22 protein-coding genes, 1 tRNA gene and 1 riboswitch are annotated in these 21,549 nt (G+C 68.3%); of the genes, 9 read left to right on the top strand and 14 right to left on the bottom strand.

Annotation, left to right across the window (positions count from 1 at the left end):
* Positions 1–16 precede the first annotated feature (16 nt).
* The 3 genes from ACFOMP_RS19025 to ACFOMP_RS19015 are packed head-to-tail and all read right to left on the bottom strand — an operon-like array spanning position 17 to position 2,055.
* Positions 17–283, bottom strand: a complete 267-nt coding sequence (locus tag ACFOMP_RS19025) for an NfeD family protein (protein WP_379033481.1) — start codon at positions 281–283, stop codon at positions 17–19.
* A complete protein-coding gene (locus ACFOMP_RS19020) occupies positions 280–1,170 on the bottom strand; it encodes an SPFH domain-containing protein (RefSeq protein ID WP_289894693.1) in 891 nt (296 codons plus the stop codon). The genes ACFOMP_RS19025 and ACFOMP_RS19020 overlap by 4 nt, the downstream gene beginning before the upstream one ends.
* 21 nt (positions 1,171–1,191) lie before the next feature.
* Positions 1,192–2,055 carry an N-formylglutamate amidohydrolase gene (locus ACFOMP_RS19015; protein ID WP_379033478.1) on the bottom strand — a complete coding sequence of 288 codons (864 nt, stop codon included), beginning with the start codon at positions 2,053–2,055 and terminating at the stop codon, positions 1,192–1,194.
* Between the two features lie 180 nt (positions 2,056–2,235).
* Here ACFOMP_RS19015 and ACFOMP_RS19010 point away from each other — a divergent pair.
* A tRNA-Val gene (locus tag ACFOMP_RS19010) sits at positions 2,236–2,310 on the top strand.
* Between the two features lie 82 nt (positions 2,311–2,392).
* On the top strand, positions 2,393–2,518 hold the full coding sequence (ykgO, locus tag ACFOMP_RS19005; protein ID WP_017998967.1) for a type B 50S ribosomal protein L36: 126 nt from the start codon (positions 2,393–2,395) through the stop codon (positions 2,516–2,518).
* 157 nt (positions 2,519–2,675) lie between these two features.
* On the opposite strand, the gene ACFOMP_RS19000 is transcribed toward ykgO, so the two are convergent.
* The 9 genes from ACFOMP_RS19000 to ACFOMP_RS18960 all read right to left on the bottom strand — a co-directional run bounded on the left by ACFOMP_RS19000 (position 2,676) and on the right by ACFOMP_RS18960 (position 13,315).
* Positions 2,676–3,119: a DMT family transporter gene (locus ACFOMP_RS19000; protein ID WP_289894691.1), complete on the bottom strand. Its 444-nt coding sequence runs from the start codon at positions 3,117–3,119 to the stop codon at positions 2,676–2,678.
* A 20-nt stretch (positions 3,120–3,139) separates the two neighbouring features.
* The gene (locus ACFOMP_RS18995; RefSeq protein ID WP_379033474.1) at positions 3,140–4,891 is read right to left on the bottom strand and encodes a peptidoglycan-binding protein; all 1,752 of its coding nucleotides are present in this window, start codon (positions 4,889–4,891) and stop codon (positions 3,140–3,142) included.
* Between the two features lie 29 nt (positions 4,892–4,920).
* Positions 4,921–6,138 (bottom strand): phenylacetate--CoA ligase family protein, encoded by a 1,218-nt coding sequence (locus ACFOMP_RS18990; RefSeq protein WP_379033471.1) that lies wholly within the window; start codon positions 6,136–6,138, stop codon positions 4,921–4,923.
* A gap of 18 nt (positions 6,139–6,156) precedes the next feature.
* Entirely contained in the window at positions 6,157–6,981 is an 825-nt protein-coding gene (locus ACFOMP_RS18985) for an ABC transporter ATP-binding protein (protein WP_019351308.1), read from the bottom strand.
* 53 nt (positions 6,982–7,034) lie between these two features.
* On the bottom strand, positions 7,035–8,315 hold the full coding sequence (locus ACFOMP_RS18980; protein ID WP_019351309.1) for an ABC transporter substrate-binding protein: 1,281 nt from the start codon (positions 8,313–8,315) through the stop codon (positions 7,035–7,037).
* A gap of 45 nt (positions 8,316–8,360) precedes the next feature.
* Positions 8,361–9,437 (bottom strand): branched-chain amino acid ABC transporter permease, encoded by a 1,077-nt coding sequence (locus ACFOMP_RS18975; protein ID WP_289894688.1) that lies wholly within the window; start codon positions 9,435–9,437, stop codon positions 8,361–8,363.
* Between the two features lie 105 nt (positions 9,438–9,542).
* Entirely contained in the window at positions 9,543–10,523 is a 981-nt protein-coding gene (locus ACFOMP_RS18970; protein WP_289894687.1) for a branched-chain amino acid ABC transporter permease, read from the bottom strand.
* A 9-nt stretch (positions 10,524–10,532) separates the two neighbouring features.
* Entirely contained in the window at positions 10,533–11,342 is an 810-nt protein-coding gene (locus ACFOMP_RS18965; protein ID WP_289894686.1) for an ABC transporter ATP-binding protein, read from the bottom strand.
* Positions 11,339–13,315 carry an AMP-binding protein gene (locus ACFOMP_RS18960; protein WP_379033466.1) on the bottom strand — a complete coding sequence of 659 codons (1,977 nt, stop codon included), beginning with the start codon at positions 13,313–13,315 and terminating at the stop codon, positions 11,339–11,341. The genes ACFOMP_RS18965 and ACFOMP_RS18960 overlap by 4 nt, the downstream gene beginning before the upstream one ends.
* Before the next feature lie 112 nt (positions 13,316–13,427).
* Here ACFOMP_RS18960 and ACFOMP_RS18955 point away from each other — a divergent pair, with 112 nt between their 5' ends.
* From ACFOMP_RS18955 to aroQ, 3 genes are read left to right on the top strand one after another with little or no spacing between them, the layout of a single operon-like run.
* Positions 13,428–15,308 (top strand): PAS-domain containing protein, encoded by a 1,881-nt coding sequence (locus ACFOMP_RS18955; protein ID WP_379033463.1) that lies wholly within the window; start codon positions 13,428–13,430, stop codon positions 15,306–15,308.
* Positions 15,301–16,002: a response regulator transcription factor gene (locus ACFOMP_RS18950; protein ID WP_289894683.1), complete on the top strand. Its 702-nt coding sequence runs from the start codon at positions 15,301–15,303 to the stop codon at positions 16,000–16,002. Before ACFOMP_RS18955 ends, ACFOMP_RS18950 begins: the two co-directional genes overlap by 8 nt.
* Positions 16,003–16,029: 27 nt before the next feature.
* Positions 16,030–16,464, top strand: a complete 435-nt coding sequence (gene aroQ, locus ACFOMP_RS18945; RefSeq protein ID WP_379033460.1) for a type II 3-dehydroquinate dehydratase — start codon at positions 16,030–16,032, stop codon at positions 16,462–16,464.
* On the opposite strand, the gene ACFOMP_RS18940 is transcribed toward aroQ, so the two are convergent.
* Positions 16,461–17,264, bottom strand: a complete 804-nt coding sequence (locus tag ACFOMP_RS18940) for a glycosyltransferase family 2 protein (protein WP_379033457.1) — start codon at positions 17,262–17,264, stop codon at positions 16,461–16,463. The genes aroQ and ACFOMP_RS18940 overlap by 4 nt on opposite strands.
* Positions 17,265–17,385: 121 nt before the next feature.
* Positions 17,386–17,988, bottom strand: a complete 603-nt coding sequence (locus ACFOMP_RS18935) for an HAD family hydrolase (RefSeq protein ID WP_379033454.1) — start codon at positions 17,986–17,988, stop codon at positions 17,386–17,388.
* Positions 17,989–18,147: 159 nt separating this feature from the next.
* Between ACFOMP_RS18935 and ACFOMP_RS18930 the strand changes: the two genes are divergently transcribed.
* From ACFOMP_RS18930 to thiS, 4 genes are all read left to right on the top strand, one after another.
* Positions 18,148–19,314, top strand: a complete 1,167-nt coding sequence (locus ACFOMP_RS18930; RefSeq protein WP_289894679.1) for a nucleotide sugar dehydrogenase — start codon at positions 18,148–18,150, stop codon at positions 19,312–19,314.
* A 75-nt stretch (positions 19,315–19,389) separates the two neighbouring features.
* Positions 19,390–19,494, top strand: a riboswitch (TPP riboswitch).
* Positions 19,495–19,566: 72 nt separating this feature from the next.
* Positions 19,567–20,394 (top strand): bifunctional hydroxymethylpyrimidine kinase/phosphomethylpyrimidine kinase, encoded by an 828-nt coding sequence (thiD, locus tag ACFOMP_RS18925; RefSeq protein ID WP_289894678.1) that lies wholly within the window; start codon positions 19,567–19,569, stop codon positions 20,392–20,394.
* Positions 20,391–21,368 (top strand): FAD-dependent oxidoreductase, encoded by a 978-nt coding sequence (locus ACFOMP_RS18920; RefSeq protein ID WP_289894677.1) that lies wholly within the window; start codon positions 20,391–20,393, stop codon positions 21,366–21,368. The genes thiD and ACFOMP_RS18920 overlap by 4 nt, the downstream gene beginning before the upstream one ends.
* A complete protein-coding gene (gene thiS, locus ACFOMP_RS18915) occupies positions 21,352–21,549 on the top strand; it encodes a sulfur carrier protein ThiS (protein ID WP_024842860.1) in 198 nt (65 codons plus the stop codon). Before ACFOMP_RS18920 ends, thiS begins: the two co-directional genes overlap by 17 nt.

The following is a 21,549-nucleotide window of genomic DNA, read 5'->3' as shown; positions in this document are numbered from 1 at the left end:
TTGGCGCCGATGAAGCCTAGTTGTCGTTGATGTCGCGGGTCCAGCGCCGCACCTCGCCGCGATTGCTGCCGAAGATCCGGCGCAGGACCAGCCAGATCGCCCCGGTCAGCACCGCCGTGACCACCAGCGCCAGCGGCAGCCCGCCGGTCCAGAGCCCGATCAGCAGCGCCAGCCCCATCAGCCCGACCGCGATGGCGGCGCCCAGGAAGAACCAGCCGGGCAGCACGATCTCGGCCCCGGCCAGGACCAGTGCCGCGATGATCCAGAACCAGCCGTTCATCATGGCCTGGCCCCGCGGAACAGCTTGAACGCGTCGCCAAGCGCCTCGACGGCCGAGGCGGGGACGATCAGCGTCTGCTTGCCCTGGCCCTTGCCGACCTCGGCCAGCACCTCGACCTGGCGCATGGCGACCTGGTATTGCGCCGCCTCGATGCCGCCGTCGCGAATCGCGCCGGCGATGGCATTGGTGGCATAGGCCTCGGCATCGGCCAGCACGCGCTTGGCCTTGGCCTGCTGTTCCGCGGCGTAAAGCTCGCCATCGGCGGCCAGTTCGACGGCGCGGCGCTTGCCCTCGGCCTCGGTGACCTGGGCGCGGCGGGCGCGCTCGGCATTGAGCTGCTGCAGCATGGCGGCGCGGGTGGCCTCGTCCAGGTTCACGTCCAGGATCTCGGCCCGCGTCACCTCGATGCCCCAGTCATCGACGATATTGGCCAGCGATTCGCGGATGCGCTCGATCAGCCGGGCGCGATTCGACTGCACCTGGTCCAGCTCCATCGTGCCGATTTCCGAGCGCACGATGCCGGCGACCGTGGTGGTGATCGCCGCGTCCACGTCGCGGATGCGATAGACGGTCTTTTCCGGCTCGATGATGCGGTAGAACACGCTGGTTTCCACCTGCACCAGCACGTTGTCCGCCGTGATCGCATCCTGGCGCGAGGTCGGCAGCTGCCGCTCCAGCACCGAGATGCGATGCGCCACCCGGTCAAGGAACGGCACGATGAAGTTGATCCCCGGCCCCAGCACCGCATGCAGCCGGCCGAAGCGCTCGACCACGTATTTCTCGGATTGCGGGACGATGCGGACGGCGGTGCTGACCGCCAGGAAGATCACCACCGCCAGGACGATCAGGGCGATGTTCTGGCTCAGCAGGTCGGAAATTTCGGGCGGCATCGGCGGTCCTTTTCCCTGGGTTCATTCGGCGGCGATGGCCGCATCGCCGGCGTCCGGGCGCAGCCGCGCCAGCCTTTCGACGACGCGGGCGAAACGGGCCTGGAACAGGTCGAAATCGGCGCGCGGCTCGACCCGGCTCTCGTCCATGTAGAGAGAGCGGTCCAGTTCCAACTGCACCACATGGACATTGTTGCGCGGCCGGCCATAGGTCGCGGTGATATAGGCGCCGGAAAAGGGCGAGTTGCGGCGGACACGAAAGCCCTCTGCCGCGACCGCCGCAGCCACACCGGCGCTGATCCGGGGCGCGGCCGACACGCCGTTGCGGTCGCCCAGCACCATGTCCGGGCGCGGACGCGGCAGATGCGCCAGCGCGTCGCGCGGCATGGAATGCATGTCGATCAGGATGGCGCCGCCGAATCGCCCCACCGCCTCGTCGATCAGCGCCGCAAGCGCGCGGTGATAGGGATGCCAGAAGCGGGCGATGCGGCGTTCGGCCTCCTCGCGCGGGATCGGCCGGTCATGGATCGGCCGCCCCTGCGAGACGACGCGGGGAATCACCCCCAGCCCGGCCATGATTCGCGGGTTCATCATCCCCGGCAGCGTGCCGCCGACCACCAGCGGGTCGATCTCCTCGGGGCCGCGGTTCAGGTCCACGACGCAGCGCGGCACCTTCGCGGTCAGCACCGCCGCGCCGTGGTCCAGCGCCGGCCGGATCAGCCGGTCCACGAAGGCATCCTCGGAGGAGCGCAGCTGCAGCGCGTCCAGCCGCGATTCGGCCAGGAACCAGTCGGGATAGGCGCAGCCGGAATGTGGCGAGGCAAAGATCACCCCGCCCTGCCATTTTCCCGGCCGGATCAGATCGAAGACGGTCTCTTCCCTGTTCATCCTTCGGTTCCGCGCCTGCAACCGATGCCCGTTGCGGGCAGTCGGAATGAAAGCCATTAAAGCGCGATCCGCAAGCGTGAACAGCCCTTGAATGAGGGCTTGAAACCCCGGAAAGAGGTGGATATAGACACGCGGACCAAGGGGATCTGGCAGCGGCGCTGGCAGAATCACCTGTCAAGGGGGCGGTTAGCTCAGCGGTAGAGCACTACGTTGACATCGTAGTGGCCACTGGTTCGATCCCAGTACCGCCCACCATTCTATTCGCGCCCCCGGGCTTTCCGGGGGCATTTCGTTTCCAAGGCGCGACCTAGCGATGCGCCGCGATAGGAGAAGACCGATGAAGGTTCGCAATTCGCTCCGCTCGCTCAAGAGCCGCCACCGCGATTGCCAGATCGTGCGCCGCAAGGGCCGCATCTACGTGATCAACAAGACCAACCCGCGCTTCAAGGCCCGCCAGGGCTGAGATCGCCGGTCACCGGATCAGGAACGCCCGTCGCGCGGCCGCGCGGCGGGCGTTTTCCTTTGCGCATGTCCCAAAAGCCAATCCGCTGCTGCGCGGCCGCTGGCGGGGGCTTCGCGCCCCCGCACCCCCGCGGGGTATTTTCCAAACGGAGAAAGCCTCAGAAGCGCGACAGCACCAGCCCGCCGCCGACCATCAGCGCCGCCAGGATGCGCGGCAGCGAGATCTCGCGCAGCGGCAGGCCGAAGGCGCCGCTACGGTCCAGGATGATCGCGGCGACGATCTGTCCCAGCGCCAGGGCGCAAAGCGCCGAAAGCGCCCCCAGCCGCGGCAGAGTCCAGACGATGGTCCAGACATAGAAGGCGCCAAGCGCGCCGCCGGCCCACATCCACCACGCGACCGAGCCGGCGCGCAGGAAGGCCCGGCCCTGCCCCAGGCCGATGGCGGCGAGCGCCAGGATGGCGAAGCCCACTCCGAACGAGATCGCCGCCGCGACCAGCGGGCTTTGCACCCCGCGCCCCAGCGCCGCGTTGATCGGCGCCTGCACCGCGATGCAGACCCCCGCCAGGGTCACGAAGATCGCCGCCAGAATCGGTAATTGCATGGTTCTGCCTTTCGTCAGCGTCAGCGCAGCACGTCCGACAGCAGGCTGGATATCGTCTGCTGGGTGACATGGCCGGTGACCCGCAGGTTGCGCGCCGCCTGATAGCGGCGCAGCGCCTCGCGGGTCTCGTCGGTGAACTCGCCATCCACCGCGCCGGGCTGCATGCCGGCGATGCGCAGCCGGTCCTCGATCAGCCTGCGGGTCGAAGGGTTCAGCAGCAACGCCTGTTCCTCGCGCCGGGCCGCCTCGATCCCGGCGCGCAGGGTGGCCAGGCGCTCGCGTGCCTGTTCCGCGTGCCGGCCGGCCGGGAAGCGTTCCAGATAGGTTTCATGCGCCGCGGCCGAGCCCTGCCGGCGCACCCAGCGCCAGGTCGCCTCGTCGCCGCGCGGCGCCTGCGCACCGGGTGCGGCACCGGATGCGGCATCGGGCGGGGCATCGGGCAGGCCGGCCAGCTGGCGGCGGGCGGCTTCGGCATGGATGCCCCGGGGATAGCGGCCCAGATAGGCGTGCAACCCCTCGGCATCGCCATGTGCCCCGGTCTTCTGCCACCAGCCGCGATCCTGCTGAGCCTCGGCCTGCTGGTCCAGCGCGGCCAGTCGCTGCAACTGCGGCCGGCTCAGGTAGCCGGTGGCCGGCAGGCGGTTTCCCCGTTGCCAGTCGGCGATGGCCGCGCGGGTGCGGCTGCCGAACACGCCGTCCGCCCGGCCCGGCTGCAGGCCCAGCCCAGCCAGCCGGCGCTGGATGGCGGCGCGCTCGGCCCGGCCCTGGGTCAGCGCCCGCTCGGCCGCGGCGGCCGAGGAGGGCTGCGGGGCGGCATCGGGCCCCGGCCGCAACTCGGCCAGCCGGGCGCGGGCCACCGCGACGAAACGGCCCGAGGGGAAGCGCCGCAGATAGGTCTCGTATCCGGCCGGCGTATGCCCGGCCGCCGCCGCGGCCCAGGTCTGGCGGTCGCTTTCGCGCCGGGCCGCTGCGCCGCCGACCTGGCCCAGCCGCGCGCGCGCGGCATCGGCATAAAGGCCGCCAGGGAAATCCGACAGGTAATCCCGATAGGCCGCGGCGCTGTCGGCGGTGGCGGCCCGGGCCCAAGCCTCGCGCTCGGCGGCTTGCGGGACCACGACCGGGCGCCGGCCGCCGCGGTCCAGCAGCGCCAGGTCGGCGGCGCTGCCCGACAGCAGCCGCAGCGCCGGCTCTGCAGCCACCACCTGGCCCAGCGTATGGCCGCGCAGCAGCTCGGCCAGCGCCCGGGCGCCTGCCTCGGGCGTGCCGGTGACGACCGAAAGGCCCGCCGGCGCCTCGGCCAGGCCGATGCCGTTCTCCAGCCCCGGCCGATGCGGCATCTGCTGCCCGTCGGTGCCCAGGATCAGCACCGAACCCGGCTTGCCCCCGGCCATCAGCCGCATCACCAGCGACAGCGGCACCCCCTGACGGCCGACGGCCAGGGCCCCCGGCTCGCCGGCATCGGTGCCCATGAACCAGGTCTCGGCCGCGTCATGCAGGAACCGGCCGTTCAGCACGACGATCCGCGCCCCCGGCCGGTCTTCGGCCCGGGCCAGGGCCTCCAGCGCCCGACGCTGCGCGCCGGCCGGCTGATCGACGCCGTCCTGGGTGGTGAACCCCGCCTCGCGCAGCGCCCGGGCCGCCGCCGCCGTATCCGAGCCGGCCAGGTCGGGGGCGCTTTCGTAATCGGCATTGCCGATGATGACGGCGCGATTCTCGGCCCAGGCGGGCGCCGCCCCGGCCAGGACGGCAAGACAGACAGCGGCGATACGCATGCGGCGACCTCATTCCGAGGCGGCCGTGCTCAGTCGTAGTTGCGCCGGTCCTCGATCACCTTGCCGTCATTCGGCAGCGAGCCCGGCGCAACCAGTTCCACCCGGCCGCGAAGTTTCAGTGTATCCAACACCGTTCCTTCGTATCTTGCCGCATCATCGCCCCGGGTTTCCAGCAGCACCGTCATCACATCCATCTCTCCGGCGCGTTCGGCGACAACACGAGCGCGTGATATCTCGGGATGGCGGGCGACCAGGGCCGCGACCTGCTCGGGCCGGACGAACATGCCCTTGATCTTGGTGGTCTGGTCGGCCCGGCCCATCCAGCCGCGAATCCGCATGTTGGTGCGCCCGCAGGGGCTTTCGCCCGGCATCGCCGCCGACAGGTCGCCGGTGGCAAAGCGCACCAGCGGATAATCGGCGTTCAGCGTGGTGACGACGACCTCGCCCACCTCGCCATCCGGCACCGGATCGCCGGTGCCGGGACGGACGATCTCGACCACCACCCGCTCATCCACGATCATCCCTTCCTGCGCCGGGGATTCATAGGCGATCAGGCCCAGATCGGCGGTGGCATAGCATTGCGTGGTGGCGATGCCGCGTTCCGCATAGGCCTGGCGCAGGCTGGGAAACAGCGCCCCGCCCGAGACCACGGCCCGGGTCATCGCCAGCCGCTCGCCCATCTCGGCAGCCTTGTCCAGCATGATCTTCAGATAGTCCGGGGTGCCGGCATAGACCGTAGTGCCGATATCGACCGCCGCCCGCACCTGCAATTCGGTCTGGCCGGTCCCGGCCGGCAGGGTCGCGGCCCCGACGGCGCGGGCGGCGCTTTCGAACATCATCCCGGCCGGGGTCAGGTGATAGCCGAAGCAATTGTGGATGATGTCGCCCGCCCCCACGCCGGCAGCGTGCAGGAAGCGACCGAGGCGCCACCAGTCCTCGCCGCGGCGGCCGGGCTCATAGATCGGGCCGGGGCTTTGGTAGATGTTCTCGAACTCGTGCGGATGGCGGGTGGTGAAGCCGCCGAAGGGCGGCTTCTTCTTCTGCGCCTCGGACAGCTCGGATTTGCGAATCACCGGCAGCCGGGCCAGCGCCTCGCGCGTGGTGATCTCCTCCGGCTCGATCTCGGCCAGGATGCGGGCCAGCGCCGGGGCCGAGCGCGCCCGCGCCAGCGCGGCCGGCAGTTCGGCCGCCAGCCACAGTGCCCGCTCGTCGGCGCTGCGGGTTTCAAGCTCGTCATAGAATGTCATGGGGATGCCTTTCTGCGCTCAGGCCAGCCAGCGCTTGCGCCGGCGATAGGACCGCACGTCGCGAAAGCTCTTGCGGCCCTGGTCGGACATGCCGAGATAGAATTCCTTGACGTCCGGGTTCTCGCGTAGCGCCTCGGCCGGCCCGTCCATCACCACCCGGCCGCTTTCCAGGATATAGCCGTAATGCGCATAGCGCAGCGCGACATTGGTGTTCTGCTCGGCCAGCAGGAAGGTCACGCCCTCGCCCTCGTTCACCGCCTTGACGATCTCGAAGATCTGCTCGACCAGCTGCGGCGCCAGCCCCATCGAGGGCTCGTCCAGCAGGATGGTCTCGGGGCGCGACATCAGCGCGCGGCCCATGGCGCACATCTGCTGCTCGCCGCCCGAGGTATAGCCGGCCTGGCTTTTCCGCCGCTCCTTGAGGCGGGGGAAATAGTTGTAGACCATCTCCAGATCCTGCCGGATCGCCGCGCCGCCGTCGCTGCGCGTATAGGCGCCGGTCAGCAGGTTCTCCTCGATGGTCAGGTGCTCGAAGCAATGGCGGCCCTCCATCACCTGGATCACCCCCTTCTTGACCAGGCTGGCCGGGTCCATGTCCTGCACCCGCTCGCCGCGATAGCTGATCGTGCCCTTGGTGACCTCGCCGCGCTCGGAATGCAGCAGGTTCGAGATCGCCTTCAGCGTCGTGGTCTTGCCCGCGCCGTTGCCGCCCAGCAGCGCGGTGATGCCGCCCTTGGGCACCGACAGGCTGACGCCCTTCAGCACCAGGATGACGTGGTTGTAGATCACCTCGATATTGTTGACCTCGAGCAGGGTCTCGCGTTGGGGCGCAGCGTCGAACATGGGCTTTCCCTCCGGGTCGATGGGCCCCGGCAGCGCACCGCCGGGGCAAGGGTTCAGCAGCGCGGCGTGATGCCGGCTTCCTTGGCATAGGCCTCGCTGTCCTCGAGGATCAGCGGATCGAGGATTTCCTGATCGGGGGCGGTGAATTCGGTGATCAGGCTCCATTTCTTGGCCGAGGCGTCCCATTGCTGCAGGCGGGCCATGCCGCTGCCGCCGTGGTTGTCGCAGCTCATCTTGATCTCGGGGCCGAAGTCCGGCAGCCCGATCTCGGTCAGGCGCGCGGGGGTGATGTCCAGCGCCTCGAAGCCGTCGCGCAGCTGCGCGGCGGTGATCTTCGGGGTGCCGGCCAGCTCCTGCGCCTTCCTGATCGCCTCGGCGATGACCACGGCGGCATACATGCCGCGCGAATACAGCGCCGAGCCGACGAACTGCCCGTCCTGCGAGGCCTTGCCCGGCTCGACGACATATTTCTGCATGTCGGCGTAAAGCGGGTAATCGGTGCCGACGCCGTTGAAGGTCAGCGATTTGTAGCCGTTGGCGACGGCGCCCACCGGCAGCACGTCAACCTCGGAGCCGGACCACCAGATGCCGATGAAATTCTCCATCGGGAAGCGGATGTTCGCGGCCTCCTGGATGGCGGTCTGGTTCATCACGCCCCAGCCCCACATCAGCACGTAATCCGGCTTGTCGCGGCGGATCTGCAGCCACTGGCTCTTCTGCTCCTGACCCGGCGGGTCGACCGGCAGCTCGGTCAGGGTGAAGCCATGTTTCTTCGACAGGTCCTGCAGGGTGCGGATCGGCTCCTTGCCATAGGCCGAGTTGTGATAGACCAGCGCGATCTTCTTGCCGTTCAGATCGCCGCCGTTCTGCTCCAGCAGATACTTGATCGCCACCGAGGCGCCGTCCCAATAGTTCGCCGGGGCGTTGAACACCCATTCGAAGACCTTGCCGTTCTTGGCCGAGGTGCGGCCATAGCCCGGCGTGTAAAGCGGGATCTTGTCGGCCGAGACCTTGGGGATCAGCTGATAGGTGATGCCGGTGGACAGCGGGTTATAGACCAGCGCGCCCGAGCCCTTGGTCGATTCGTAGCACTCGACGCCCTTCTCGGTATTGTAGGCGGTCTCGCATTCCGGGGTCTGGATCTTCTCGCCGCCGATGCCGCCGTCGCGCTCGTTCAGCAGGGTGAAATAGTCGTTGAACCCGTCGGCATATTGCGTGCCGTTGGCGCCATAGGGCCCGGTGCGATAGCTGAGGTTCGGCACCACCAGATCGGCCATGGCCGGCGCCGCCGCCATGAAGGCGCCCAGCGCGACAGTTGCAAGTTTCAGTTTCATCTTGGTCTCCTCCCCAAGGGTTTCGTTGCGCCGGTTGTCCGGTCGTTAATGCGGAAACGGCCAGAGCCGCAGCTTCTCCTTCGTCAGCGCCCAGAGACGCGCCAGCCCGTGCGGCTCGACGATCAGGAAGAAGACGATCAGCGCGCCGACGATCATCAGTTCGATATGGGCGGCCAGATCGGTCGGCCAGCCGAACTGCGCCACCAGCACGTTCTTCAGGAACACCGGCAGCAGCACCAGGAAGGCGGCGCCGGCAAAGCTGCCGAAGATGCTGCCCAGGCCGCCGATGATGACCATGAACAGGATCAGGAAGCTCTTGTTGATGCCGAAGGCCTCGCTGGCCTCGGCCGCGCCCAGATAGACGGCAAAGAGCAGCGCCCCGGCGATGCCGACGAAGAAACTGGAAACGGCAAAGGCCGAGAGCTTGGCGGTCAGCGGGTTCACGCCGATGATCTCGGCCGCGATGTCCATGTCGCGGATCGCCATCCATTTGCGGCCCACGCTGCCGCGGGTCAGGTTGCGCGCCACCCAGGCCAGGGCCACGGCGAAACACAGGCAGACCAGGTATTTCGCCGAAGCCGTGGTGGCGGGCCCGGTCACCGCCCAGCCGAACATGGTGCGTTCCGGCGCGTTGATCTGTCCCGAAGCCGAATAGTTGTAGAACCACGGCACCTTGTTGAACAGCCAGACCAGGAAGAACTGCGCCGCCAGCGTCGCCACCGCCAGGTAGAAGCCCTTGATCCGCAGGCTGGGCAGGCCGAAAAGCATGCCCACCACCGCGGTGATCGCCCCGGCCAGCAGGACATGGATCACGATCGGCACGCCGGGAAAGGCGGTCATCAGCTTGTAGACCGCATAGGCGCCCACCGCCATGAAGCCGCCGGTGCCCAGGCTGACCTGCCCGGCATAGCCGGTCAGGATGTTCAGCCCGATGGCGGCGATGGCATAGATCAGGAAGGGCACCAGCACCGCGTTGGCCCAGTAGCTGTCGATGACCAAGGGCACGACCAGGAAGGCCACGGCCAGGATCGCGTAATAGCCCCAGCGATCCAGCCTGATCGGAAAGGTCTGGCCATCGTCGCGATAGCTCGTCTTGAAGTCGCCCGCCTCACGGTAAAACATCCGCCCCTCCCGGCTTGTGCGTTCCGACATTCGGGTATTTGTGAAACGGTGAATGTGTCACCGTTTTCCAAATACCCGATCCCGAGTCCTCGACCCGCGCCATGGTCAGACCCTTTCGATGATGCGCTCGCCGAACAGGCCCTGCGGCCGGAACACGAGGAAGAGCAGCGCCAGCACATAGGCGAACCAGTTCTCGGTCGCGCCGCCGACCATCGGGCCGACGAAATATTCGAACAGCTTCTCGCCCATGCCGATGATCAGCCCGCCGACGATGGCGCCGGGGATCGAGGTGAACCCGCCCAGCATCAGCACCGGCAACGCCTTCAGCGCGATCAGCGACAGGCTGAACTGCACGCCGGACTTGGTGCCCCACATGATGCCCGCGACCAGCGCCACGAAGCCGGCGATCGACCAGACCATGATCCAGATGAAGCGCAGGCTGATGCCCACCGACAGCGCCGCCTGGTGGTCGTCGGCCACGGCGCGCATCGCCCGGCCCTGCTTGGTATATTGCGAGAAGCCGACCAGCGCTGCCACCAGCACCGCCGCGATCAGGGTGGCCCAGATGTCCAGCCGGTCGATGAAGAAGCCGTAGCCCAGCCAGTTGTTCGTCGCCGTCTCGACGGTTTCGGAAATGCCCTGCGGCAGGCCCACGTCCAGCACCTTGACGTCGGCCCCCCACATCACGTCGCCCAGGCCCTCCAGGAACCAGGCCAGGCCGATGGTGGCCATGAACAGGATGATCGGCTCCTGCCCGACCAGGTGCTTCAGCACCAGCTTCTCGATGGCGATGGCAAGACCGACCATGATCAGCGCGGTCAGCGCGATGGCGAACAGCCCCGGCACGGTCCAGCCGAAGCTGCTGACATGCACGCCGAAGGTGGCGTTGATCAGATGCGCGAAAGGCACCCGGCCCTCCATGATGCCCACCAGCGTCATGGCGGCGAACAGCGCCATCACCCCCTGGGCATAGTTGAAGACGCCCGAGGCCTTGTAGATCAGCACGAAGCCCAGGGCGACCAGCGAATACATCACCCCGGCCATCAGGCCGTTCAGCAGGATCTCGCTTGCGTAAAGAAACTCCATTCCCGCCCCCTATGCGTGTTCCACGCCCAGATAGGCGCTGATGACCTCGGGATTGCTGCGCACCTCGTCCGGGGTGCCGTCGCCGATCTTGCGGCCGTAATCCATCACCACCACCCGGTCCGACAGGTCCATGACCACGCCCATGTCATGCTCGATCAGCGCGATGGTGGTGCCGAATTCGTCGTTCACGTCCAGGATGAAGCGGCACATGTCCTCCTTCTCCTCGACGTTCATGCCGGCCATCGGCTCGTCGAGCAGCAGGATCTTCGGCTCGGCCGCCAGCGCCCGGGCCAGTTCCACGCGCTTCTTCAGCCCATAGGGCAGCCGGCCGACCGGGGTCTTGCGGATGTTCTGGATCTCGAGGAAGTCGATGATCTTCTCGACCTGCTCGCGGTTGGCGACCTCCTCGCGCTCGGCCCGGCCCCACCACAGCGCCTGGCTCCAGATCGGCGCCTTCATCATGTTCAGCCGCCCGGTCATGATGTTGTCGAGCACCGACATGCCGTCGAACAGCGCGATGTTCTGGAAGGTGCGGGCGATGCCCAGCCGCGCCACCTCATAGGGCTTCATCGGACCGCGCCGTGCGCCGCGGAACCAGATCTCGCCCTCCTGCGGGACGTAGAAGCCCGAGATCACGTTCAGCATCGAGGATTTCCCGGCGCCGTTCGGGCCGATGATGGCGCGGATCTCGCCCTCGCGGATGTCGAAGCTGATGTCCTTGATCGCCGTGACGCCTCCGAAGCGCAGGGTGATGTTCTTCAGGTCCATCAGCACGCCGCCGATCTGGCGGCCATCGGAAGTGGTCGTCGTCTGGGTCATTCCGCGGCCACCTTCTGCATGGTTTGGGTCGGGAAGGTCCGGGCGTCCTCGATCTTCACCACCGCACGGATCTCGCCCTTGCGGCCGTCCTCGTAGGTCACCTCGGTGCGGGTGCTGACCGTGTCGCGCCCGTCATAAAGCGCCGCGATCAGGTCGGCATATTTCTCGGCGATGATGTTGCGGCGCACCTTGCGGGTGCGGGTCATCTCGCCATCATCGGGGTCCAGTTCCTTGTGCAACACCAGGAAGCGGCTGATCTGGCAACCCGAGAGCATCGGATCCTGGGCGATGGATTCGTTCACCGCCTCGACATGGTCCTTGATCGTGGCATAGACCTGCGGATGGCCGGCCAGTTCCTGATAGCTGGCATAGGCGATATTGTTGCGCTCGGCCCAGTTGCCGACCGCGGTCAGGTCGATGTTGATGAAGGCGGTGCACATGCCGCGCCCGGCGCCAAAGACCACCGCCTCCAGGATGTTGGGATAGAATTTCAGCTTGTTCTCGACATATTTCGGCGCGAACATCCGGCCGTCGGCCATGCGGCCCACATCCTTGGCGCGGTCGATGATGCGCAGATGGCCCGAGCCTTCCTCGAAGAAGCCGGCGTCGCCGGTCGCCACCCAGCCCTCGGCATCCTTGGTCGAGGCGGTGCTGTCGGGATTGTTGTAATATTCCACGAAAGTGCCGGGCGAGCGATAGAAGACCTCGCCATTCTCGGCGATCCTCAGCTCCACCCCGGGCGAGGGCACGCCGACGGTGTCCGAGCGCACCTGCCCGTCCGGCTGCTGGGTGATGAAGACCGAGGCCTCGGTCTGGCCGTAGAGCTGCTTCAGGTTGATGCCGAGGCTGCGGTAGAAATCGAAGATCTCGGGACCGATCGCCTCGCCCGCCGTATAGCCCACTCGGATGCGGGAATAGCCCAGGGTGTTCTTCAGCGGGCCATAGACCAGCAGATTGCCCAAGGCATAGCGCAGCCGGTCCGGTCCGCCGACCGGCCGGCCGTCCAGCAGCGCCGGGCCGACGCGGCGCGCGACCTCCATGAAATGCCGGAACAGCCAGCGCTTGATGCGGCCGGCATCCTCCATGCGGATCATCACCGAGGTCAGCTGGCCCTCGAAGACGCGGGGCGGGGCGAAGAAATAGGTCGGGCCGATCTCGCGCAGGTCGGTCATCATCGTATGCGCGCCTTCGGGGCAGTTCACGGTGAAGCCGGCCCAATAGGCCTGCCCGACCGAGAAGATGAAGTCGCCGACCCAGGCCATCGGCAGATAGGCCAGCACTTCCTCGCGCTCGGTCAGATGGTCGAAGGTGGCGGTGTTGCGGCCGGTCTCGATGATGTTGCGGTTCGACAGCACCACGCCCTTGGGCTTGCCGGTGGTGCCCGAGGTATACAGCATCACGCAGGTATCGTCATAGCCCAACGCGGCGATGCGCGCGTCCACCTCATGGCCCAGACGCTGCGCGGCGGCGCGGCCCTCGGCCTGCACGTCGGTCAGCGCGTTCATGTGGGAATGGTCGTATTTCCGCATGCCGCGCTTGTCGGTATAGACGATATGCTCGACCGAGGGGGCGCGTTCGCCCACCTCCAGCACCTTGTCCACCTGTTCCTGGTCGCCGCAGATGACGAAGCGGGCGCCGCAATGGTCCAGCACATAGGCCATCTCGTCGGCCACCGCGTCCTGATACAGCGGCACCGGCACCGCGCCGCACATCTGCGCCGCGACCATGGCCCAGTAATGCGCCGGGCGGTTGCGGCCGATGATGGCGACATGATCGCCCCGGTTCAGCCCCAGCACCAGGAAGCCCAGCGCCAGATCGCGGATCTCGGCCGCGGCCTCGGCCCAGGTCCAGCTTTGCCAGATCCCGAATTCCTTTTCCCGATAGGCCGGCCGGTTGCCGAACCGTTCGGCATTGCGCGCCAGCAACGCTGGGATAGACTGCAAACCGGCCTGGGCCGCCTCAGCGTTCTGCATGGTTCCTCCCCTTGCCGTCCGGACTCCTCTTCCCTCTGGCAATCACAGCTTACAGCGGCAATTCTTGCGTCAGTTTTTCCCGAATCCTACGAATTGTTACAGGGACCGCGCAATGCCAGGATTGGAGATGCCCTCGAACGACCGGCACGCCGAACTGACGCGTTCGGGACTGAACCTGATCCAGCAGGCGATCTCGATCTTCGACGCCGAGTTGCGACTGGCGGTCTGCAACCGTCCCTATCAGGCGATGTTCGGCCTGCCGGACGAACTGACCCGGCCCGGCGCCAGCTTCCAGGACACCATCCGCTACCTGGTGCATCGCGGCGAATACGGGCCGCAGGACGACCCCGAATCCGCGATCCGCGAGCGCGTCGACCAGGCCCGCACCTTCCAGCCGCATTACATGGAAAGGAAGCGCGCCGACGGTCGCTGGATCTCGGTCGAGGGGGCGCCGCTGTCGCAGGGCGGCTGGATCGCGGTCTATACCGACATCACCCAGATCAAGCGGCAGGAGGAACTGCTGCGCGCCCGCTCCGAGGAGCTGTCGGAACTGGTGCTGGACCATGCCGAGCGGCTGTCGGCCGCGAACCGGGCGCTGGCCGCGACCAATGCCGCGCTGGAGGAGGCCAAGCGCATCCTGACCGAATCCGAGGCGCGCACCCGCCATGTCACCGCCATGGTCCCGGCCCATATCGCGCATATGGATCGCGACTATCGCTATACCTTCTCGAACAACCAGATCTCGATGGTGTTTCCCGGCTCAGACGCCTCGATCATCGGCCGGCAATGCGAAACGGTGCTGGGGGCCGAGACCTTCGCCCGCATCCGCCCGCATCTGGATCGCGCCATCGCCGGCCAGCCGCAGGTGTTCGAGATCACCCACCCGCCATCGGGCCGGCGCATCCGCATCGCGCTGACCCCGGACCAGAACGGCCGCGGCGTCTATATCCTGTCCACCGACGTCACCGCCGAGGTGCAGGCGCGCGAGGCGCTGACCCATGCGGCGAAGCGTGCGGTGGCGGCGCAGATGACCTCGGGGCTGGCGCATGATTTCGGCAACCTGCTGACCATCATCCTGGGCCTGCAGGGCCGGCTGGCCCGCGCCGAGCTGCCGCCGGAACAGGCCGAGGACGTGCAGGCGACGCTGGCCGCCGCCCGGCGCGGGGTGCGGCTGCTCGACGGCATGGCGGCGCTGACCGGACGGCGCGAGCACCAGCCGCAGCCGGTCGGGCTGCGCGCCATGCTGGACGATCTGGCGGCGATGACCCGGCCGACGCTGGGCGCGGGCGTGGCGCTGGACAGCCGCATCGGCGAGCTGCCGGCGCGGGTGATGCTGGATCCCGGCGCGCTGCAGGACGCGCTGCTCAACCTGATCCTGAACGCCCGCGACGCCATGCAGGGCCGGGGCCGGATCACCGTCGAGATCCGGCCCGCCGGGCGCTGGCTGGAAATCGCGGTCACCGATACCGGCCCCGGCTTCTCGGCCGTGGCGCTGGCGCGGGCCACCGAGCCCTTCTTCACCACCAAGGGCAGCCGCGGCACCGGCCTGGGCCTGTCGATGGTCTATGACCAGATCAAGCTGTCGGGCGGCACATTGCGGCTGTCCAACGCCGAGGCCGGTGGCGCGCGGGTCACCATCCGCCTGCCGCTGCGCGCCGTCCGCCCGCATCTGGTGTTGCTGGTCGAGGATGACGACGCCATCCGCGCCCATATCCGCGAGATGCTGACCGCCCAGGGCCATTCGGTGATCGAGGCCGGCTCGCTGTCCGAGGCGCGCGGGTTGACCGATCTTCCCGGCCTGACGCTGATCCTGTCCGACCTGCAACTGGGCGACGGTTCGGGCGCCGATCTGCGGGGCCGCGGCCTGCCGCTGATCCTGATGACGGCGCTGCCGCCGGGCGATCCGCGCAGATCGGGGCTTGACGGGCCGGTCCTGACCAAGCCCTTTGGCGACACCGAACTGGCCGTGGCCATGGCAGAGACCGATGACTGACGCCCCCCTGATCGCCATCCTCGACGACGAGCCCGAAATCCGCCGCCTGCTGTCCGCCGCGCTGGAGGAGGCGGGCTTCCGCACCGTGGGCTTCGCCCGCGCCACCGAATTCGAGGCGGCGCTGCGCCGCATCCAGCCCGATGCCTGCCTGATCGACCTGGGGCTGCCCGACCGCGACGGGCTGGCGCTGGTGCACCGGCTGGCCAGCGAATCCGGCGCGGCGATCATCATCATCTCGGGCCGGGCGCAGGTGCAGGACCGGGTGACGGGCCTCGAACTGGGCGCCGACGACTACATCATCAAGCCCTTCGAGCCGGCCGAGGTGGTGGCCCGCATCCGCGCCCGCCTGCGCAAGCCGCAGCGCGAGACCGGCCCCGGCCGCCAGCAGATCCGCTTTGCCGGCTGGGCGGCGGATTTCGACCGCTACACCCTGACCTCGCCCGAGGGCGCCGAGACGCCGATCTCCCATGCCGAGGCCGAGGTGCTGCGGCTGTTTCTCGACAATCCGCGCCGGCTGATCTCGCGCGCGCAGATGCTGGAGACGCTGGGCGGCACGGCGGGCGAAAGTTTCGACCGGGCGATGGACGTGCGCATCTCGCGCCTGCGCACCAAGCTGGGCGAGGATCCGAAAAACCCGCGCCTGATCAAGACGATCTACGGCGCGGGCTATATCTTTCTGGCCGAACTGGGCTAGATTGCCCCGATCCTTGCGGAGAATGCCATGCCCACCGTCTTTGTCCTGAACGGCCCGAACCTGAACCTCTTGGGCCAGCGCCAGCCCGAGATCTACGGCAGCACCACGCTGGCCGACGTGGAGCGCGACTGCAAGGCGCTGGGGGCCGAGCTGGGGCTCGACATCGCCTTCCACCAGTCGAACCACGAAGGGGCCATCATCGACCTGATCCACCAGGCGCGGCTGAAGGCCCAGGCCATCGTCATCAACCCGGCCGCCTTCACCCATACTTCGGTCGCGATCCTCGACGCGCTGAACACCTTCGACGGGCCGGTGATCGAGGTGCATATCTCGAACGTCCACAAGCGCGAAAGCTTCCGGCACCATTCCTATGTCAGCCTGCGCGCCGAGGGGGTGATCGCCGGCTTCGGCATCCACGGCTACCTGCTGGCGCTGCGCCACGTCGCCAAGCTGGTCGGCTAGGGGGCGGCGCCCGCCGGCCCCCAGATGCCGCGATTCTGGCGGAACCAATCGTAGCAGGCGCCATTGGCCGGGCCGCGGCCCTTGCCCTGCCAGGAAAAATGCAGCAGCGCGTCGCAACGGGCCACCCGGCGCTCGCCCGGGGTGATGCCCTCGGCGTTCAGCCAGATCCTGACCCCGTTCAGCGCCAGGTTGCCCGACAGCCAGGGATCGTCGACGGTCCACAGCAACTCGGGAATGTCGAAGGCGCTGTCGGGCATGAATGCCGGGCGCAGCATGGCGCCGCCATAGCCCTTGAAGATATCGACATGACCCGAGCCCAGCCAGGGCGCGGGCTTGCGCAGGCCCAGCGTCGCCAGCCGCAGCAGCCGGTATCCCCAACCCTTGCGGCGCGGCAGGGCGCGGGGCTGGACCGTGCCTTCATGGCCGGGAACGAAGCCGCCCGCCTCGGCGATGACGCAATCGGGATGCGCGCGCCGCGCGGCCAGGAAGCGTGCGGTCCAGCCGCGGTCATAGATGCGGTCGTCGTCGCAAAGCAGCAGCTCGCAATCCTGGCCGGCGAAATCGCGCACCGCCGGCAGGATCTTGGTGGCAGGGCCGAAATCCTCGTCGGTGCGGTGGATGCTGACGCCGCGCGGCACCTCGGGCAAGGCGCCGTCCCAGTCCGGAAAGCGGCGATAGCGCCGGGGAATGTACAGCCGCACCTGGTCGGGCGGCACCTGCTGGTTCAGCACCGAGCGCAGGGTGGGCCCCAGCTCGGCGAAGCGAGACGGGATCGAGGACAGGGTTATGACAAGCGTCACGCGGGGTTTCCCTCAGTTGGTCGTCTTTTCCGCCCGCAGGCAGGCCGCGGCTGCCGGGACAGCGCGGTCCCGGCGACTTATAGGCCCCTGGCTTACAGTTCGCTGACAGCGGCCGCGGCGCCTAGAACAGCCCGCGCCGGGCCAGTTCGGCGCCCAGCGCCTCGGCGTCGGTGAAATGGATGCCGTCCATGCCCAGCGCCCGGGCGCCCTCGACATTGGCGGGGCTGTCATCGACAAAGATGCAGTCCGCCGGCAGCAGCCCGTTTCGGTCCATCAGCAACCGAAAGATCGCCGGCGCCGGCTTCAGGGCGCCGACCTGACCCGACACCACGATATCGGCGAAAAGGCTGCCCAGGCGCGGATGCAGCTCCAGCGCATGGGGCCAGGTTTCGGCCGCCCAGTTGGTGATGGCGTAAAGCGCGACATTGCGCGCCAGCAACGCCTCGGCGATCTCCCAGCTGCCCGGGATGGTCTTCTCGATGGTCAGGGGGAACCCCGCCAGATAGCCTTCGAGATGCCGCGCCGCGTCGCCATGTTCGGCGCGGGCGGCGGCCAGCCCCGCGGCAAAACTGCGCCCGCCATCCTGCAGCCGGTTCCAGGCCGGGAAGCCGATGCGCTCCATCCAGGCCTCGGCCGCCGCCCGGTCGGTGAAGACATCGGCAAAGGCCAGGGCCGGATCCCAGTCGATCAGCACCCCGCCCAGGTCGAAGATCACGTGTTTCATCGCTTGCCTTTCCTCGCCTTCGGCTCTGCTGCCGCCATCTAATCGGGAAAGGCCGCACGATCCATGACAAAGGCGCCGATCTGCCGGCCGGGCACGCACCCGCTTCTGCAGGGCCGTAACCCGTGCTAAGCCGGTGCGAAACGCAGGAAGGCGGAACAGATGACGATTGCGGTTGCCGGGCTGGGCTATGTGGGCATGTCGGTCGCCGTGCTGCTGGCGCAGCATCACCAGGTCATGGCGCTGGATGTGGACGCCGCCCGGGTGGCCCAGGTGAACGGGGGCCGCTCGCCCATCGAGGATGCCGACATCTCGGCCTGGCTGGCCGGGAAACCGCTGAAGCTGCGCGCGACCGACGACGCGGCCGAGGCGCTGGCGGGGGCGGAATTCGTCATCATCGCCACGCCGACGAATTACGATTCGCGCTCGAACCGCTTCGACACTTCCAGCGTCGAAAGCGTGATCGCACTGGCCCGCCGCCACGCGCCGCAAGCCACCATCGTCGTCAAGTCCACCGTGCCGGTGGGCTTCACCCAGCGCATGCGGGACGAGACCGGCCATGCGGGCATCCTGTTCTCGCCCGAATTCCTGCGCGAGGGGCGGGCGCTTTACGACAACCTGCATCCCTCGCGCATCGTGGTCGGCGACCACGGCCCGGCGGCGCAGCGGCTGGCCGAGCTGCTGGCCGAGGGCGCGATCCGCAAGGACATGCCGGTGCTGTTCACCGGCTCGACCGAGGCCGAGGCGATCAAGCTGTTCTCGAACACCTACCTTGCCATGCGCGTCGCCTATTTCAACGAGCTGGACAGCTATGCCGTGGCGCGCGGTCTCGACCCGCGCGAGATCATCGAGGGCGTCGGCCTCGACCCGCGCATCGGCGACCATTACAACAATCCCAGCTTCGGCTATGGCGGCTACTGCCTGCCCAAGGACACCAAGCAATTGCTGGCCAATTACGACCAGGTGCCGCAAAGCCTGATCGCGGCGGTGGTGGACAGCAACCGCACCCGCAAGGATTTCATCGCCGAGCAGATCATCGCCCGCAAGCCCCGGCTGGTCGGCGTCTATCGGCTGGTGATGAAGGCGGGTTCCGACAATTACCGCGACAGCTCGATCCAGGGCATCATGAAGCGGATCAAGGCCAGGGGCATCCCCTGCATCGTCTACGAACCCGTGCTGACCGGCGAGGATTTCTTCAACAGCCCGGTGGTGCGCGACCTGGACGCCTTCAAGGCCCGGGCCGACCTGATCATCGCCAACCGCCAGTCGCCCGAGCTGGCCGACGTGCGGGACAAGGTTTACACCCGCGACCTGTTCGGCCGCGACTGACCCGCCGACTGGAACCGGCCGACCGGAACCGGCCCTTGCAAAGCCGGCGGCCAAGGCCTAGTGTCCCGCGCACGACTTATACACTTGGGGAGTCCCGCGACGGGGCTGAGAGGTGCCGGGCACCGACCCATCGAACCTGATCCGGGTCATGCCGGCGGAGGGAAGGGTAGAGTGTCGCGGCAGAACCCGTGCATCGGCCGCCACCCGTCCCCTTTCCCGACGCCCGGCAGCCCGGCGCATGAAAGGCGGGCCATGTCGGGATTGCAGCCCTATCCCATCGCGCTGACCATCGCCGGCTCGGACAGCGGCGGCGGCGCCGGAATCCAGGCCGACCTGAAAAGCTTCTCGGCCCTCGGCGTCTATGGCGCCTCTGTGATCACAGCGATCACCGCGCAGAACACCCGCACCGTCGCGGCGGTCGAGGCGGTCAGCCCCGCCATGGTCGCGGCGCAGATCGACGCGGTTTTCGGCGATCTCGAGGTGCGCGCCGTCAAGATCGGCATGGTCGGCGGCGCGGATGTGATCACAGTCGTCGCCGACCGGCTGGCGGCGCTGCTGGCCGACAACCCGGTGCCGGTGGTGCTGGACCCGGTGATGGTGGCGAAATCCGGCGACGCGCTCTTGGCCGAGGCAGCGGTCGCGGCGCTGCGCGAGCAGCTGATCCCGCTGGCGACGGTGCTGACCCCGAACCTGCCCGAGGCGGCGCAGCTTCTGGGGCGCGATCCCGCCGCGACGCCCGAAGCGATGCGCCGGCAGGGCGAGGCGCTCCGCGCCCTCGGTGCGGCCCATGTGCTGATGAAGGGCGGCCACGCGACCGAGGATACCTGCACCGACCTGCTGGTCGGGCCGCAGCCGCTGGTCCTGACCGCGCCGCGCCAGCAGACCCACAACACCCACGGCACCGGCTGCTCGCTGTCCTCGGCCATCGCGGCGGGGCTGGCGCAGGGCATGACGGTGCCCGATGCCGTGACCCGCGCCCATGGCTGGCTGCAAGGCGCCATCGCCGCCGCCGATGAGCTGTCGGTGGGGCTGGGCCATGGCCCGGTGCATCATTTCCACGCGCTCTGGAGACGGACATGACTGCGATCACCATTCTGGGCGCCGGGGTGATGGGGCTGTGTATCGCCACCGAACTGGCGGCGCGCGGCACCCTGCCCCGGATCATCGACCCGGCCGGCAAACCCGGCTCGCAGGCCTGCAGCTGGCGCGCCGGCGGCATGCTGGCGCCCTATTGCGAGGCCGAAAGCGCCGAACCGGTGGTGCTGCGGCTCGGCCTCGACGCCGCCGATTGGTGGCAGGCGCAGGGCGCCGAGGTCATCCGCCGCGGCACGCTGGTGCTGGCGCCGTCGCGCGATCGGGCGGAACTCGACCGCTTCGCCCGCCTGACCCAGACGCATCGGCCGGTGAGCGGCGACGACATCGCGACGCTCGAGCCGGAACTGGCCGGCCGCTTCCCGCGCGGGCTGCATTTCGCCACCGAGGCGCATCTGAACCCGCGCGCCGCGCTGCTGGCCCTGCGCGACCGGCTCGAGGCGCAGGGCATCCGCATCGAAACCGAGGGCACGCCCGCCGGCATGGTGGTCGATGCCCGCGGCCTGGCCGCCCGCGACCAGCTTCCCGACCTGCGCGGCGTGCGCGGCGAGATGCTGGTGATCCGCTGCCCCGAGGTGACGCTGACCCGCACCATCCGCCTGCTGCATCCGCGCATCCCCCTATATCTTGTTCCGCGAGGGGATGGCGTCTACATGATCGGCGCCACCATGCTGGAGACGGGCGGCAAGTATCGCGTCACCGCCCGCTCGGCGGTCGAGATGCTCTCTGCCGCCTATGCCCTGCATCCCGGCTTTGCCGAGGCCGAGATCCTGGAGCTCGGCTCGGATGCGCGACCGGCCTTTCCCGACAACCTGCCCCGCCTGCGCCGGCGCGGCGACACGCTTTACGCAAACGGCCTTTACCGCCACGGCTATCTTCTGGCCCCCGCCGTGGCCCGCATGGCCGCCGACTACCTTATCGAGGGCCGGAAACCGGAGTTCATGGATGAAGATCACCCTTAACGGAGCGGCGCGCGACCTGACCGGCCCGACCGTGCAGGACGCGCTGGCCGAGATCGGTCTGGGCGCGGCCAAGGTGGCGACGGCGCTGAACGGCGCCTTCCTGCCCGCCGCCGCCCGGCCCGCAACCACGCTGAAGGATGGCGACGCGCTGGAAGTCGTGGCGCCGATGCAGGGGGGCTGA

It is taken from the genome of Paracoccus simplex (assembly GCF_042648325.1).
Lineage (GTDB): Bacteria > Pseudomonadota > Alphaproteobacteria > Rhodobacterales > Rhodobacteraceae > Paracoccus > Paracoccus simplex.
Note: the sequence above shows the minus strand (reverse complement) of the source record. Positions and strands in the feature narration are given on the sequence as shown.